Below are 14,436 nucleotides of genomic sequence, written 5' to 3' on the forward strand. Positions count from 1 at the left end.
CCCTGAGCCCGCGAGATCCCATGCCGAGGAGCCGGTACGGCCATCGCTGCAGCACCTGTCCCGGTTCCCGATCCGAGCCGAACCGGTGGCCCTCAGTCGACCGAGGGCGGAGACGGCCTGGTGTCGGTCCAGCCGGACTCCAGCACCACCTCGCTCCGGTCCCCCTTCATCGGCATGCCGATGACGTCGAAGGCCAGCACCTTGGAGGTCTCGGGGTCGATGACCAGCCTGCCCTTGGTGGGCTGCCCCTCCTGGATCGGGAAGGTCACGGCGACCCCCGGCCGTCCCCGCGAGTCGGTGGCCGGGCCTTCGACCCGTACCAGCGGCAGCGTCGCCAGCGCCTGGTAGGCGGCGGCGCGCACCTGCGGGGAGGCGGGCAGTTCATACAGGAGGGTGGCCAGGGTCCTCGGCAGGCCGTGCTCGACCGAACCGACGAAGTCCTTGTCCACCCTGATCGCCTCGGCGGCCCGCCTCTTCAGCACCTCGGGGTCGGCGGGCAGCGCCTCGATCTTCTCCAGGGTGAGGGGCATGGCACTCCAGTAGAACCGCTGCCCGCCCCTGCTCCGCGTGAGCCTGCCCTCGCCGGGCGAGGCGGAGATGACGTAGCCATCCCCTCCTATCTCCCACTTGGTCGGCGAGCCGTCCCGGCGCCACGCCCCCGTGTCCAGCGGGCGTGCGGCCAGCTCCTTGAAACCGGTCCAGCTCCGGCCGTCCTTGGCCACCCATGTCTCCGAGAGCCGGGAGATCTCCAGACGGTAGGTGCTGCCCTTCTTGCCGAACGGCATGGCCAACCGCATCGTGTACTGCTGCTTGAGGCGCCAGTAGGTCCCTTCGGGGGCGGTCCTGGCCTTGGCGGCGGCGGCCAGCAGGACCGAGGCGCCCGACAGGGAGGTGACGCCGGTCGTGGCCCTGGGAGGGGCCGGCGGAGCCGGAACGGCCTGGCCGAGGAAGACCACCGTCGTGGTCGTGGCCGCGACCGCCCCGACGGCACCGGCCCACCACGGCAGGCGCCGCCAGGCCGTCCGGTACGGGCGGGTCCGGGTCGCCATGATCGCTTCACGCAGTTCGCGCGCGCCGGGCCCCTGTTCCGGTGCGTGCGGTGCCGGGTCGATGGCCCTCATCAGGTTGTCGATGTCACTCATGCTTCTCTCCTCACGGTCGTCAAGGACGCCCGCCGCTCCAGCGCCGCCGCCAGCCGCTTGCGCGCCCGGTGCAGCCGGGTCCGGGCGGCGATGGCCGTGCATCCCACGACCCTGGCGATCCGCTCGCTGGTCAGCCCCTCCCAGCAGGCCAGTGCCAGGACCTCGCGGTCGCGCTCGGGCAACTCGTCGAAGGCGGCGCGAACGTGGTCCAGCTCGACCGGCCCGACCGGCCGGTCGGCGGCGAGTTCCCCGCGCAGCCGTTCGGCGAGCACGGCCCTGCGGGAGGCGCCGCGCCGCTGGTTGGCCAGCACTCGGCGGGCCACCCCGTACAGCCACAGCAGCGCCTCCTCCCCTTCGGGCACGTCGCCGATGCGCCGCCAGGCGGTGAGGAACGTCTCGGAGATGACGTCCGTCGTGTCGTCGGGCGAGCCGGCGCGGCGGGCGGCGTACTGGTGTATCGCCGGGTAGTACGCGTCATAGACCGCCTCGAAGCGATCTCGGTGTGTCACAGAATCTCCTTGCCGAAAGGTGCTGGACACCCAGTACATGTCCGGCACTTTTTGGAATGTTGCAGATCGCCGTGAGCGGTTCGCGCCACTCGCCCCGGCCGAGCCCGGGAGCGGCGCGCCGGGTTCGGTTCTCTCCGCGCCGCGACCGGAGGTGGCGCCTCCGATCCCCGCGCCCCGCCGGACGGGCCCCGTTAGGACCCGCGGACGCGGCTCTCGTCCACCGCGTTTGACAGGGCTTCCGTACGCTGTACGGTATGTCGTACGGTTCGTAGCGTGCCGCCGGACAACGCCTCGCGCCGTCACGGTGACGGGTGAGGGACCGGCAGGACGTGTCAGCGACGAAGGAGCGGAATCGTGTCAGAGATCCAGGAATCCCCGTTCGGCGGTGGTGCCTTCACGCCGACGGCCGAGGACAGGGAGAGCGTCGAGGCGTGGTTCGCCGAGTACGACGCCCACAGCGCGAAGGCCGACGTCGAGCGCATGGCGGACATGGCGATGTTCCCGCTCAACGTGGTGACCGACGGTCCCGGCGGCGACGGGCTGGCCGACCGGTGGACGAGGGAGCGGTTCACCCGCACGATGGCCGAGGTGATGGGAGGCGGGGAGGAGGGCGACCTCACGATGGAGTCGGTCCGCACGCCCCACTTCCTGACCGCGAACCTGGTCGTCGTGGTCACCGACGCGACGGTGACGGCCGACGGCGCGGCGTACGGCATGCGTTACGCGGACCTGCTGGTGAAGTCGGGCGGCCGGTGGGTCTTCCAGACCATGGTGCAGGGAGGGTGGGCCGACGCCTGGAAGGAGACCGTCACGCCGGGCGCCTGACCGGTCGTCGAGCGCGGGGGCCGGGTGAGATGGGTGTCACGGACGGACTCCTGATTCACGCCTGTCATGGCGTTCAACGTCCTGGTGAGGCGACGGCCGGAGGACTCACACGGATCGCCGGTCAGTCGTAGAAGAGGAAGAGTAGAAGAGTGATCAGTAGTGCTTGCCCCGCGTGCCGGTGAATCTCCGGAACGCGGGGCAGCCGCCTGTTTCGAAGGGATCACGCGGAGGGCGCGGCCTGCGGGGCCCGCGTCGTCTCGAAGGACTGCACATGGTCGATGGCGGCGGTCAGGGCGTCGCGCAGCGGGGTGACGTCGCGGGCGATCTGGGCGAGCAGCATGCCTCCCTGCATGGCGGACAGCAGCAGGTTCGCCAGCCGCTCGGGGTCGGCGTCGCCGCGAAGCCGGCCGTGCTCGCGCATGCGGCCGAGTCCGGTGCGCAGCACGTCCTTCCAGCGGTCGAAGTCGGCGGCGAGCCGGTCGCGGACGTCGAGATCGGCCTTGACGATCTCGGCCGCGAGTGAGCCCAGCGTGCAGCCCTCCTGGCACACCCGCTCATGGGAGAGGTAGAACGCGGCCCACTCGCGCAGGGCGTCGATGGTGTCGAACCCCGCGAAGCTCGACCCGGCGTGCAGGGTGAGGATCTTCTCCGTCTGCCACTCGATCACCGCGAGCACGAGACTTTCCTTGTCCGGGAAGTAGTGGGTGAGCTGTGATCCGCTGACGCCCGAGGCCTTGCGCAGCAGCTCGTTGCTCGTGCCGTGCACGCCGTGGGTGTAGATCAGCTCCGCCGCGTGCTCGATGATGCGCGCCCTGGCCGCGAGCCCCTTGGCCGTGAACTTCGCATCGGCCCTTTTAACGCCCATGACACAGAGCGTACTCCAAAATTGGGTTTGACAGCCCAATCCATGTCCGGTTAACTGGGCTGCGTAGCCCAAAAAGTTGGAAGCTCACATCCCTGACCTGCGTAAACGCTGAACGAGACCGGCAGACGGATCGTCGGACGATACGGCGACGATCAGTGCGGCACCGTTCATCTCGGATCATCTCGGATCATCTCGAAAGGACAGAGTCATGTCTGACACCACGGCGCGCGAGCGCTACGAGGCCTTCGCCGCCCTGCACGAGCAGGACGACGTCTTCGTCATGCCCAACGCCTTCGACGGGCTGTCGGCCGCGGTGTTCGCCGACGCGGGCTTCAAGGCCGTCGCCACCTCCTCGGCCGCCCTCGCCGCCACCCTCGGCCGCCTCGACGGCCGCCACGCCATCAGCCGCGACGAGCACCTCGCTCACGCCCAGTTGCTCAGCCGGACCAGCAGGCTTCCCGTCAACGGCGACTTCGAGGACGGCTACGGCGAGACTCCCGGGGACGTCGCCGCGACCGTCGAGGCCGCCATCGCCGCGGGCCTGTCCGGCATCGGCGTCGAGGACACCTCCGCCGACCCCGACCAGCCCATCCGCGACTTCGACGAGGCCGTGGAGCGCGTCCGCCACGCCGCCGCCGCGGCCCGGGGGCAGATCGTGCTGACCGGCCGCACCGACAACTTCATCCAGGGCCGGCCCGACCTCGACGACACCGTCCGCCGCCTGACCGCCTTCGCCGAGGCAGGCGCCGACGTGCTCTTCGCCCCCTACCTGCCCGACCTGGACGCCATCGCCACCGTCGTCAAGGCGGTCGCCCCCAAGCCCGTCAACGTGCTCATGGGATGGTCGTCGGGCGCCTTCACCCTCGACGACGTCCGGCGGGCCGGCGCCCGCCGCATCAGCCTGGGCGTCGACCCCTACCTGCACAGCCTGAGCGCCCTGCGCACGGCCGCCGGCAAGCTCGCCGGAGGCGACCTCGCCGCCTTCCCCACCACGATGGGCCTGGACCTGCTCCACACGCTGTAGCCGTAGTCCGGCTCGGCGGCCGGTTCCTGGGGAGTCCCGGCTCGCCCGCCGAGGAGCCCGTACGACGCGACAGGGTTCTCGACGAGCAGAGGGATCGAGAAGATGTCCGCCGCTGTCCGGGATGACGCGACAGAGCGGGGCACGCGCTGTGGCCAGGCCGATGGAAAACGGAGGTGAAAGGCATCATGACATCCCCGGACAAAGAGCACGCCTCCGGCAGCGGGCCCGCGCCGATGCGGTGGGACAGCCGGCGCAATCGAGGCACTCACCGCCGCGCGCGTGCCGTTCTCGATCCTGACGAAAGGCACACTGATCCGCCAGGACCTGCCCCTGCTCGTCACCGCGAGCGCCGTCACGACGGTGCACCTGGGCATCTCGGTCTCCCTGCCCGACACCGAGCTGCAGCAGTCCGTCGAACCGGGCACGGCGACCACCCGGGCCCGCCTGGACACCGTACGGGCGATCCGCGAGGCGGGCCTGGACTGCACGGTCTTCCTCGCCCCGGTCCTGCCCGGACTGAGCGACGGCCCCGCCCAGCTGGAGGAGATGGTCCGGGCCGGTGCGACAGGCGTGCACTGGACACCGCTGCACCTCGCCTCGGGCGTGAAGGAGGTGTTCTTCGACTGGCTGCGCGCCCACCGTCCCGAACTCCTCGACACCTACACCACGCTGTACGCGAAGGGCTCGGAGGTCCTCCCGGAGTACCGCAAGGACATGCGCGCCCGCCTGTTTCCTCTCCTCACCCGGTACGGGCTGCCGCTGCCCGACAAGGCCACCGAGGACAAGTTCGCCCTGCGCGGCCGACGCGGCCGGCCGGAACCACCGCGACAGGCAACACTGTTCTGACCGCGCCGGACCCGAGGGTGATGAGGATCCGCCACCGACGCGGCTGAAACACCGGGCGAACGGCCCCGCCACGGCGAACACACAGGGGCACAGCATCGTCAGACCAGGAGAGAAGCCATGAGTGATCAGGAGCTTGCGGGTGTCCCCGCCGAAGGACTGGCGGACGTCCTCGCCGAAGGGCTGAGCGTCGTCTTCGTCGGCATCAATCCCGCACCGCTCTCCGTCGCGGCCGGGCACAGCTTCGCGACCCCGGGCAACCGGTTCTGGCCGGCCCTGCACGCCTCCGGCTTCACCCCGGCCGTCCTGCGACCGCAGCAGGAACGGGACCTGCTGGACCTGGGGCTGGGCATCACCGGCATCGTGCGCCGGCCCACCTCCCGGGCCGACCAGCTGACGCCGCACGAGCTGGCCGACGGTGGCCGCGACCTGACCCGGCGCCTGCGCGCCTTCTCTCCCCGCTGGGCGGCGTTCCTCGGCGTGAGCGGATACCGCGTCGCGTTCGGCGTACCCCAGGCCTGCGTAGGAGCCCAGGACTGCACGATCGGCGGCGCCCGGGTGTGGATACTGCCCAACCCCAGCGGCCGCAACGCCCACTTCCCGCCCGCCGCCCTGGCGGCGGAGTTCACCCGGCTGCGCCGCGCGACAGGACTGCCCGACCGGTCCGCGCACCCCTGACGGCACCGGGACCCTGCCGGGAAGACACGATGAGGACGGCGTGCGAACGCGGCCAGATGGCCGTCGTCCGATTCTGCGACGTCTTCCGGCGCGGACGGCCGATCGCCGTCGCTCAGTCGTCCGACGCGCTCCCGGCCGGGGTCCTCGCCGTCGTGACGGGCCGGTAGCGTACGTTCACGGCCAGCGTGGGGTCGCCGCCGCCGACCCGGTGGAGGCGGACCGGCGCGCCGCCGGGGTTGTCGTACAGCCGGATGCCGTCGCCGAGCAGGACCGGTGCGATGTGCAGGTCGATCTCGTCGATCAGCCCGAGTTCGAGAAGCTGGCGGCCGATGGTCGGCGAGAACACCTCGAGATTCTTGCCTCCGGCCGCCGCGAGGCCGATCCGCACGGCCTCGGCGGGGTCGCAGCCGAGGAACGTGACCCCGTCGGCGGGCTTCGCGTCCTCGGGGTGGTGGGTGAGGACGAAGAGCGGTCCCTCCCAGGCGCCGCCGTACACGCCGCCCGGGTCCGGGGACAGGTCCCAGCCGTCCCGGCCTCCCAGCACGGCGCCGGTGGTCGTGACGTACTCGTCGATCAGGCCCGGACGGGACGAGACGCCGGTCATCCAGTCCATCCCGTGACCCGGCCCCGCCACGAACCCGTCCAGCGACATCGTGAAGTGCCAGAGCACCTTTCCGTCCGCGGTCTGCGGCTCGGTGTCACCCATTCGTCGCCTCCTGCTATCTGCTTGCATTTTGCAATCGGTAGCCTCACGCTAGGCCACGCCGGTGGTAAATTGCAACCAGGTCGGGAGCATCGGAAGTGTCCGGAAGCGGGGGTGCGGGGTGACGGAGACGGCGCGTTCGGGGTGTCCGATCAATGCCGCGGTCGAGGCGTTCGGCGACAGCTGGAGCCTGCTCGTGCTGCGGGACATCATGTTCGGGAGCCGGCGCTACTTCAGGGAGCTGCTCGCGGGCTCGGAGGAGGGCATCGCCTCCAACATCCTCGCCGACCGGCTGAAGCGGCTGGTCAACGCCGGTCTGCTGACCCGCGAGGACGCGGGGCCGGGACGGCGGGCCGCCTACAGCCTGACCGAGGCGTCGATCCGGCTGGTGCCCGTCTTCGCCCACCTCGGCGAGTGGGGCCTGCACCACCGGCCGACCACGAAGCGGCTGCGGGTGCGGGCGGAGCTGCTCGCGGCCGGCGGGCCGGAGCTGTGGGAGGAGTTCATGGCCGAGCTGCGGACCGTGCATCTCGGCGAACCGGCGCCGGAACGGGACGGTCCCGGCGTGCTGGAACGCCTCGCCCAGGCCTACACCGCCGTGCTCTGACACCTCGCTTCCCGGTCACCCGCGGATGAACGGGGGTCCGGCCGGGCGCGCCGGAACCCCGGCCCGGGTTCGCGGCGCCGCGCCCTGATGCCCCCGTACGGGCTTGCCGGTCGGCCACGCGTGACCGGGTGACGGGAACGGCCCCGCCTTCACGAATGGGTACGGATCAGGTGAGGATCGGCGTGGTCTGGGCGGAGGCGATCCGCCAGGCGCCGTCATCCTTGACCATCACGTAGGTGAGCCGCCCCGAGGTGGCGGGCAGCGCGCCCGCCGGGGCGTCGCCGCCCTCCCGCCGGTCGTGGATGTGCTTGACGCTCGCCACGATCGCCACGTCGTCGCGGAGGAAGCGGATGTCCTCGACCTCGACCGTGGTGAGCACGTCGGCCAGCGGCGAAGCCAGGGCCTGGCGCATCGCCTCGGCCAGCACCTCGCGCCCCGCCACCCGGCGTCCGCCGAAATTGACGATCGACGCCTCAGCGGTGTGCAGGGGGACGAACCTGTCCACGTCGCTCTGGAACTCCACGGCGTCCGCGACCACCTGACGAATGGCGGCCTCCTCGGACAGATCAGCCAGGTCGGCCAGGTCGGCCAGGTCAGCCGGATCAGTGTTCATGTCGGTTCTCCCGGTTCGGTCACTCGGTCGGCGCGGGGGCCGATCGCCCCCGAGGAGAACCATGCACCCTCAACTCAACCTGAGGTCAAGCGCGCGCCGCCTCCTCACCGATCTCGAACGGCGGCCCCGATCGGCCCCGACCAGCCGCGACCGTCCTCGGGGCCTCCAAGTCTCCGGGCCTCCGGGTTCCGGGATTTCCGAGGCGAGGAATCCGGACGGATCCGGCGTCGTTCGCGATCGCCCTTCTAAGCAACTCATGTTGACTAACGCCGAGTTAGTCAACTAGTGTTGCTTGCATGCCCGCGAGCGACATCCCCGTACCCCAGGACCCCGCCGACGCGCTGGCGGCCGTGGTGGCGCTGCGGCGCCTGGCCGACCAGCTGGAGGACGCCTCCGTCGAGCGGGCGATGCGCGCGGGCTGGAGCTGGCCGCAGGTCGCCGAGGCGCTCGGCGTGACCCGCCAGGCGGTCCACCGGAAGCACGCCAAGCGGCTCATCGCCGCGGGCGTCACGCTGAGGAGACGTTCACCTTGAGGATGTTCGACAGATACCTCCACACGGTCATCACGGAGGGGGCGGTCCAGGCGCAGCGGCACGGCTCGGCCACGGTCGAGGCGCACCACCTCCTGCTGGCCGTCGCGGCCCAGGAGGGCACCGCCCCGCAGCGCGTCCTGGCCTCCGCCGGTCTCGACCACGGGGCGGTCCGGGCCGCTCTCGACCGGGAGTTCGACCACAGCCTGAGCACGGTCGGGGTGTCCCTGCCCTCCCTCGGCCTTCCCCTGCCGGGCACCGCGCTCGAGCGCCCGCCCAGCATGGGCGCGACGGGCAGGCTCGCCCTCGACCGGGGCTTCGCCTCGGCCCCTCGCAAGAAGGACCTGCGACCGGCGCACGTGCTGCTCGGGATCCTGCGGGCCGAGGTCGGCACGGTGCCACGCGCGCTGGCCCTGGCCGGCGTCGACCGTACCGACCTGCTGGCCCGCGTCCAGACCGTCATCGAGAACGGCGACCTCGGGTAACGACCGCGCCGGCCCCTTCCACCATCCCCGGCCACCTTCCGGCCGCCTTTCACACTCCTGCCCGCGCGGCTCTCTTCCGGCGTGCCATGCCCTCCCCTTCAGGCCCTCTTCCGGCATGCCGTGCCCCCCTTCCGATCTCCCGCTCTTCTCCATGCCCAAGGAGGCAGAATGTCGATGTTCCATGCCCGCGCCGGCCTGCTCGCCGTCGCCCTGGTGGTGGCGGGGGCCACCATGACCACCCCCGCCTCCGCGGCCGGACGCGAGCGCGAGAACGAGAGCGAGAACGACCGCACCGGCCTCCAGCGCGCGCTCGACCAGGTCGTGGCCGGCGGCGGTGGCCCCGGCGTCGTCGCCGAGTTCAGGGACGCCCGCTCGGCGCCGTGGTTCGGCACGGCGGGGGTGGCCGACATGACGACCGGCCGCGAGCGCCGGCCGGGTGAGCACTTCCGCATCGGGAGTCTCACCAAGGCGTTCACCGGCACGGTGGTCCTGCAGCTGGTGGCCGAGGAGAAGCTGACCCTGGACGACACGGTGGCGAAGTGGCTGCCCGGCGTGGTGGAGGAGCACCTCGGCGCGGACGGCACCAAAATCACCGTCAGGCAACTGCTCAACCACACCAGCGGGCTCCCCGACGCCGTCCTCGGCCAGGAGCCCGCGCCCCCGGAGGAGCCGGGGACGCGTTTCATCTACTCCAAGGTCAACTACAACCTCGCCGGAATGATCGTCGAGCTCGCGACGGGCAGGACCCTCGCGGAGGAGATCGAGCACCGCCTCGCCCGTCCGCTCCACCTGACGGGGACCTATCTCCCCGGGATCCCCGGCCTCCCCGGCGCGGAGGAGACGGTCCGCGCCCCGCACGCCCGCCACTACTCCAAGCTGGGCGAGAGCGATCCCGGCGCGGAGATCCACGACATCACGGAGATGGACGTGAGCTGGGCCGGGGCCGCCGGCGGCATGGTCTCGACGACCTCGGACCTGCACGAATTCCTGAACGCCCTGCTGGGCGGCCGTCTCCTGCCGCCCGCCCAGCAGGAGGAGATGTTCACCACCGTCTCGACGGAGGGCTCGGGCTGGGTCCCGGACACCGAATACGGCCTCGGCGTCTATTCGCAGAGGCTCCCGTGCGGGGTCACGCTCTGGGGCGGCGGCGGCTTCATCCACGGTTCGATGTCGTACGCGATGGGCGACCGTCAGGGCACCCGCGTGCTGGTGAGCAATCTGAACGGCGACTGGAACGACTTCCTGGAGACGTTCGCCACGCTCTTCGAGACGCGCTTCCGCCCGGCCGCCTCGTCACCGGACGGCACGGACGTATGACCGAAGGCCCGGCACCCCGCCGAGCATGTGATGTCCGGTTTGTCGAAATTAGTGGAACCCGGTTAGGCTAACTTTTCCTTAGGAAAGGCTAACCTACTTCAGGCGAGCTCTCCGTCCCCGCCTCGCTCAAGAGCCGCCCGAAAGAGTGTTCCATGCCCCCCGCGCAGTCCCTCGCCCGCCGTACGGGCCGGCTCCGGGTCTGCCTGGCCCTGGTGGCCACCGCGCGTGTGCTGAGTCTCGCCGTGAGCACCCGGAACATCGGCCCGCACACCGTCTGGGACGCGCTCTTCCGCTTCACCGGCACCGACGAGCAGGCGAGCGTCCGCGACCTGCGCGTCTCCCGCACCGTCCTCTCTTCTCCCCGGCACGACTACCGGTGGGAGTGGTGACCGTGAGCCTGGGCGGGGCCTGTTTCGCGTGGCCGCCGGCCAGACAGGCACCCGCATGACAGGGGCGGGCGTGATGGAGACGGGCGTGACGGAGACGGGCGGACGGGGACGGGCATGACAGGAGCGGGCATGACCGAGGCACGTACGGCCGGGACGAGCATGACCGGGACGAACGTCCTGCGCAGGACCTTGAGGCGCAACGCCCCGCGCCTGGGCGCGGGAACCCTGCTGCTCAGCCTGCACCAGGTGTGCGAGGCGAGCGTGCCGATCCTCATCGGGGTGATCGTCGACCGCGCGATCGGCCCGGGTGACGGCGGGTCGCTGCTGTGGTGGCTCGCCGCGCTGGCCGCGCTGTTCACCGCGCTGAGCCTGGCCTACCGGTACGGCGCGCGGACCCTCATGCGCGCCATCGCCCACGAGGCCCACCTGCTGCGCCTGGAACTCGCCGCGAAGATCCTCGATCCGCGCGGCCTGGACACCGGCCTGCGCGCGGGCGAGCTGCTCACGATCTCCTCCAACGACGCGGACAACACCTCCGAGCTCCTGGACTACCTGCCGCGCGCGGTCGGGGCGCTGGTCGCGGCGGCGATGTGCGCCGTGACGCTGCTGCTCATCGACCTGCCGCTCGGCGTGGCCGTCCTGGTGGCCACGCCGTTGACGCTGCTCGCGCTGCACGTCGGCACGCCGTACATCATCCGGCACGTCGCCGCCCAGCAGGAGCTGGCCGGTCAGGCCGCGTCGCTCGCGACCGACCTGGTCAGCGGCGTGCGGCCGCTGCGGGGTATCGGCGCCGAGACGGCGGCCTCCCGGCGGTACGAGCGGGTGAGCCGGCTCTCGCTGGCGGCCGCGCTGCGGGCCGCCCGTACCCAGGGGATCTACGCGGCCGTCTCCGGCGCGGGCGGCGCGCTGCTGGCCTGCGGGGTCGCGGTGCTCGCCGGGTGGTTCGCGTTGCGCGGCCAGATCTCCGCCGGCGAGTTCATCACGGTGATCGGGCTGGCGCAGTTCCTGATGGAGCCCGTGGGCACGCTGACGCTGGTGCCCGGCTGGGTGGCCGAGGCGCGCGCCTCGGCCGACCGGGTGGCGCGCGTGGCCGGGGCGCCGCCGCTGCTCCCCGGCGACCCGCGGACCCGTGACAGCGACGCGGCGGGTCCGGCGGACGGGGGTCTCCCCGGACTGGAGGTCTCCGGGCTGAGCTACGACGCGCTCGCGGGGGTGGACCTGACGGCCGGGCCCGGCGAGTTCGTCGGGGTGATGGCCCACCGCCCCGCCGACGCCGACGCGCTGGTACGGGTGCTGTCCGGGCGGGTGGACCCCGCCGAGTACGGCGGAAGTGTGCGGATCGACGGCAGGATCCTCGTCGAACCCCACCGTACCGACCTGTTCGAGGGCACCCTCGCCACGAACCTGACCGTGGGAGGCGAGCCGGGGAGTCCCGAGGAGCTCGCGGCGGTCCTGGCCGCCTCGGCGGCCGACGACGTGGTCGCCGCCCATCCCGACGGCCTGGAACATCAGGTGGTGGAGCGGGGCGCGAGCCTGTCGGGCGGCCAGCGCCAGCGGGTGGCCCTGGCCAGGGCGCTGCTGGCCCGCCCGCCGATCCTGGTGCTGCACGACCCGACCACGGCCGTGGACGCGGTCACCGAACAGGGCATCGCCCGGGGCCTGCGCTCCCTGCGCCACGCCGGGGACGGCGCCACCTTCACCACCGTGGTGGTGACCAGCAGCCCCGCCCTGCTCGCCGCCGCCGACCGGGTGTTCGTGCTGGACGACGGCAAGGTGGTCGCCGAGGGATCACACGCCGAACTGGGTGCCACCGACGACGACTACAGGCGGGCGGTCCAGCGATGAGCGCATCGGGAGAGCGGGACCTGCTGCCGGTCGCGAGCGGCGCGGAGACCTGGCGCTGGCTGCGCGCCCAGCTGCGCGAGCGCCGCGGCACGGTGGCCGTGACGCTGCTCGTGGGCGTGCTCGGCGCGACGGCGTCGGTCGTCCCCGCGTACGTGATGGGCATCCTCGTCGACCGGGTGCGCGAGCAGTCGGGCACCTCGGTGATCGTCGCGGTCGCCGTGGTCATCACGTTGTCGGCCCTCGCGGGCGGCGCGGCCACCGGGGTGACGTCCTACCTCGTGGCCAGGCTGGGCGGCCAGGTCCTCGCCGCCCTGCGCGAGCGCACGGTCGCCCGCGCCCTCACGCTCCCGCTCACCCGGCTGGAGCGCGCGGGCAAGGGCGACCTGCTGTCGCGCGTCAGCGCGGACGCCGCCGAGGTCACCAAGGCCGTCTCCGGCGTCATCCCCGGTGTGATCGCCTCGGTCCTGCTCGGCACGCTGAGCCTGGCCGCGATGGTCGGCCTCGACTGGCGGCTCGGCCTGGCCGGTGCCGTCTCGGTGCCGCTGTACGCGCTGGCGCTGCGCTGGTACCTCCCCCGGGCCGCCCCGTACTACGCCAGGCAGCGCGTCGCGGTCGCGCGCTCGTCGCAGCGGCTGGTGGAGAGCATGCAGGGCGTGCGGACGGTGCACGCCTACCGCGTGGAAGAGGGGCACCTGCGCGCCATCGACACCGCCTCGCGCGACTCGCGGGAGGTGTCGGTGGGGGTGCTGGACCTGTTCACCCGTTTCGTGGGACGGGTCAACAGGGCCGAGTTCTTCGGCCTGACCACCATCCTGGTCGCCGGTTTCCTGCTGGTCCGCGCGGACGCCGTCACCGTCGGTGAGGCCGCCGCCGCGGCCGTGCTGTTCCACCGGCTGTTCAACCCGATCGGCATGTTGCTGTTCGTCTTCGACGAGGTGCAGGCGGCCGGGGCGAGCCTGGCCAGGCTGGTCGGCGTCGCCCACCTGGAGTCCGACCCCGAGCCCGAGGGGGGAACGGCTCCGGCCGACGGCTCGCTCGACCTGGTCGACGTGCGGTTCGGCTACGACACCTCCGCCGAGGTCCTGCACGGCGTCACCCTGCGCGTACCGGCCGGGGCCCGGGTGGCGCTGGTCGGCTCGACGGGCGCGGGCAAGTCGACCCTCGCCGCCGTCGCGGCCGGGTCGCTGCGCCCGACCGGCGGCAGCGTGCTGATCGGCGGGGTGCCGCCCTCCTCGCTGGACACGGCGAGGCTGCGCGGGCACGTGGCGATCATCACGCAGGAGACCCACGTCTTCGCCGGGCCTCTCGTCGAGGACCTGCGGCTGGCCCGCCCCGACGCGACGGCCGGGCAGGTCACCTCGGCGCTGGAGACGGTCGGGGCGCTGCCGTGGGTGCTGGCGCTGCCCGAGGGCCTCGACACCGTGGTCGGGGAGGGCGGTCACGAGCTCTCGCCCGCCCAGGCGCAACAGCTCGCCCTGGCCCGCCTGGTACTGGCCGACCCGGCCGTCGCCGTGCTGGACGAGGCCACCGCGGAGGCGGGCAGCATGGGCGCCCGCGTGCTGGAGGAGTCGGCCGCCGCGGCCACCCGCGGCAGGACCACCCTGGTCGTGGCGCACCGGCTGACCCAGGCCGTCACCGCCGACCGGGTCGTCGTCCTGGAGGACGGGCGGATCGTCGAGGAGGGGCCCCACGAACGGCTGGTCGCCGCCGGAGGCCGCTACGCCCGTCTGTGGGAGGCCTGGGAGTCGCGCTGATCCCCGGGAACCGGGCCGGACCGGGAGCCGGGCCGGACCTGAAGCCGGGCCGGACCTGAAGCCGGATCGGGCCGGGAATCGTGCCGGGCCCGGAAGGCGTGCCGGGTCCGGAAGCCGCGCTGAGCCCGGAAGCGGTTCCGGGGCCGCGAACCGCGCCGGACTCGGGAGGCGTGATCGGGAGACGGTCCGGGCCCGGGAAGCGTACTCGGAAGGCGTCCTTACGACAGGTCGCCGACCGCGGTGGCCGGGGAGCCCGGGGCGCCCGGGGCACGGGCCGGGTCATGGGCCGGGTCATGGGCCGCGATAC

Annotated in this window: 16 protein-coding genes; 11 read left to right on the forward strand and 5 right to left on the reverse strand. The window is 72.3% G+C overall.

Annotated features, from left to right (window positions below):
• Nucleotides 1–92 precede the first annotated feature (92 nt).
• Both ABT053_RS17440 and ABT053_RS17445 read right to left on the reverse strand, forming a co-directional pair.
• On the reverse strand, nt 93–1,142 hold the full coding sequence (locus tag ABT053_RS17440) for a CU044_5270 family protein (protein WP_350970060.1): 1,050 nt from the start codon (nt 1,140–1,142) through the stop codon (nt 93–95).
• On the reverse strand, nt 1,139–1,651 hold the full coding sequence (locus ABT053_RS17445) for an RNA polymerase sigma factor (RefSeq protein WP_350970061.1): 513 nt from the start codon (nt 1,649–1,651) through the stop codon (nt 1,139–1,141). The genes ABT053_RS17440 and ABT053_RS17445 overlap by 4 nt, the downstream gene beginning before the upstream one ends.
• A gap of 354 nt (nt 1,652–2,005) precedes the next feature.
• Here ABT053_RS17445 and ABT053_RS17450 point away from each other — a divergent pair, with 354 nt between their 5' ends.
• Nucleotides 2,006–2,476, forward strand: coding sequence for a nuclear transport factor 2 family protein (locus tag ABT053_RS17450; protein ID WP_350970062.1), 471 nt, complete (start codon nt 2,006–2,008; stop codon nt 2,474–2,476).
• A 220-nt stretch (nt 2,477–2,696) separates the two neighbouring features.
• Here the strand turns inward: ABT053_RS17450 and ABT053_RS17455 are convergent, their stop codons facing one another.
• On the reverse strand, nt 2,697–3,341 hold the full coding sequence (locus ABT053_RS17455) for a TetR/AcrR family transcriptional regulator (RefSeq protein WP_350970063.1): 645 nt from the start codon (nt 3,339–3,341) through the stop codon (nt 2,697–2,699).
• A 208-nt stretch (nt 3,342–3,549) separates the two neighbouring features.
• Between ABT053_RS17455 and ABT053_RS17460 the strand changes: the two genes are divergently transcribed.
• The 3 genes from ABT053_RS17460 to mug all read left to right on the forward strand — a co-directional run bounded on the left by ABT053_RS17460 (nt 3,550) and on the right by mug (nt 5,886).
• The gene (locus ABT053_RS17460; protein WP_350970064.1) at nt 3,550–4,365 is read left to right on the forward strand and encodes an isocitrate lyase/PEP mutase family protein; all 816 of its coding nucleotides are present in this window, start codon (nt 3,550–3,552) and stop codon (nt 4,363–4,365) included.
• Between the two features lie 279 nt (nt 4,366–4,644).
• On the forward strand, nt 4,645–5,211 hold the full coding sequence (locus ABT053_RS17465; protein WP_350970065.1) for an SPL family radical SAM protein: 567 nt from the start codon (nt 4,645–4,647) through the stop codon (nt 5,209–5,211).
• A 117-nt stretch (nt 5,212–5,328) separates the two neighbouring features.
• Entirely contained in the window at nt 5,329–5,886 is a 558-nt protein-coding gene (mug, locus tag ABT053_RS17470; protein ID WP_350970067.1) for a G/U mismatch-specific DNA glycosylase, read from the forward strand.
• A 112-nt stretch (nt 5,887–5,998) separates the two neighbouring features.
• Here mug and ABT053_RS17475 read toward each other — a convergent pair whose 3' ends face one another.
• Nucleotides 5,999–6,592: a dihydrofolate reductase family protein gene (locus ABT053_RS17475; RefSeq protein WP_350970068.1), complete on the reverse strand. Its 594-nt coding sequence runs from the start codon at nt 6,590–6,592 to the stop codon at nt 5,999–6,001.
• Nucleotides 6,593–6,710: 118 nt separating this feature from the next.
• On the opposite strand from ABT053_RS17475, the gene ABT053_RS17480 reads away from it, so the two are divergent.
• Entirely contained in the window at nt 6,711–7,196 is a 486-nt protein-coding gene (locus ABT053_RS17480) for a winged helix-turn-helix transcriptional regulator (RefSeq protein WP_350970069.1), read from the forward strand.
• 166 nt (nt 7,197–7,362) lie between these two features.
• On the opposite strand, the gene ABT053_RS17485 is transcribed toward ABT053_RS17480, so the two are convergent.
• On the reverse strand, nt 7,363–7,809 hold the full coding sequence (locus ABT053_RS17485; protein ID WP_350970070.1) for an SgcJ/EcaC family oxidoreductase: 447 nt from the start codon (nt 7,807–7,809) through the stop codon (nt 7,363–7,365).
• A 296-nt stretch (nt 7,810–8,105) separates the two neighbouring features.
• Between ABT053_RS17485 and ABT053_RS17490 the strand changes: the two genes are divergently transcribed.
• The 6 genes from ABT053_RS17490 to ABT053_RS17515 all read left to right on the forward strand — a co-directional run bounded on the left by ABT053_RS17490 (nt 8,106) and on the right by ABT053_RS17515 (nt 14,129).
• A complete protein-coding gene (locus ABT053_RS17490) occupies nt 8,106–8,342 on the forward strand; it encodes a hypothetical protein (protein ID WP_350970071.1) in 237 nt (78 codons plus the stop codon).
• A 2-nt stretch (nt 8,343–8,344) separates the two neighbouring features.
• Entirely contained in the window at nt 8,345–8,824 is a 480-nt protein-coding gene (locus ABT053_RS17495) for a Clp protease N-terminal domain-containing protein (protein WP_350970310.1), read from the forward strand.
• A 168-nt stretch (nt 8,825–8,992) separates the two neighbouring features.
• A complete protein-coding gene (locus tag ABT053_RS17500) occupies nt 8,993–10,141 on the forward strand; it encodes a serine hydrolase domain-containing protein (RefSeq protein WP_350970072.1) in 1,149 nt (382 codons plus the stop codon).
• A gap of 152 nt (nt 10,142–10,293) precedes the next feature.
• Entirely contained in the window at nt 10,294–10,530 is a 237-nt protein-coding gene (locus tag ABT053_RS17505; protein ID WP_350970073.1) for a hypothetical protein, read from the forward strand.
• A 129-nt stretch (nt 10,531–10,659) separates the two neighbouring features.
• Complete coding sequence (locus tag ABT053_RS17510; RefSeq protein WP_350970075.1) at nt 10,660–12,375, forward strand: ABC transporter ATP-binding protein; 1,716 nt, start codon at nt 10,660–10,662, stop codon at nt 12,373–12,375.
• The gene (locus ABT053_RS17515; RefSeq protein ID WP_350970076.1) at nt 12,372–14,129 is read left to right on the forward strand and encodes an ABC transporter ATP-binding protein; all 1,758 of its coding nucleotides are present in this window, start codon (nt 12,372–12,374) and stop codon (nt 14,127–14,129) included. The genes ABT053_RS17510 and ABT053_RS17515 overlap by 4 nt, the downstream gene beginning before the upstream one ends.
• Nucleotides 14,130–14,436: the final 307 nt, after the last annotated feature.

The organism is Streptosporangium sp. NPDC002524 (assembly GCF_040295985.1).
Taxonomy (GTDB): Bacteria; Actinomycetota; Actinomycetes; order Streptosporangiales; family Streptosporangiaceae; genus Streptosporangium.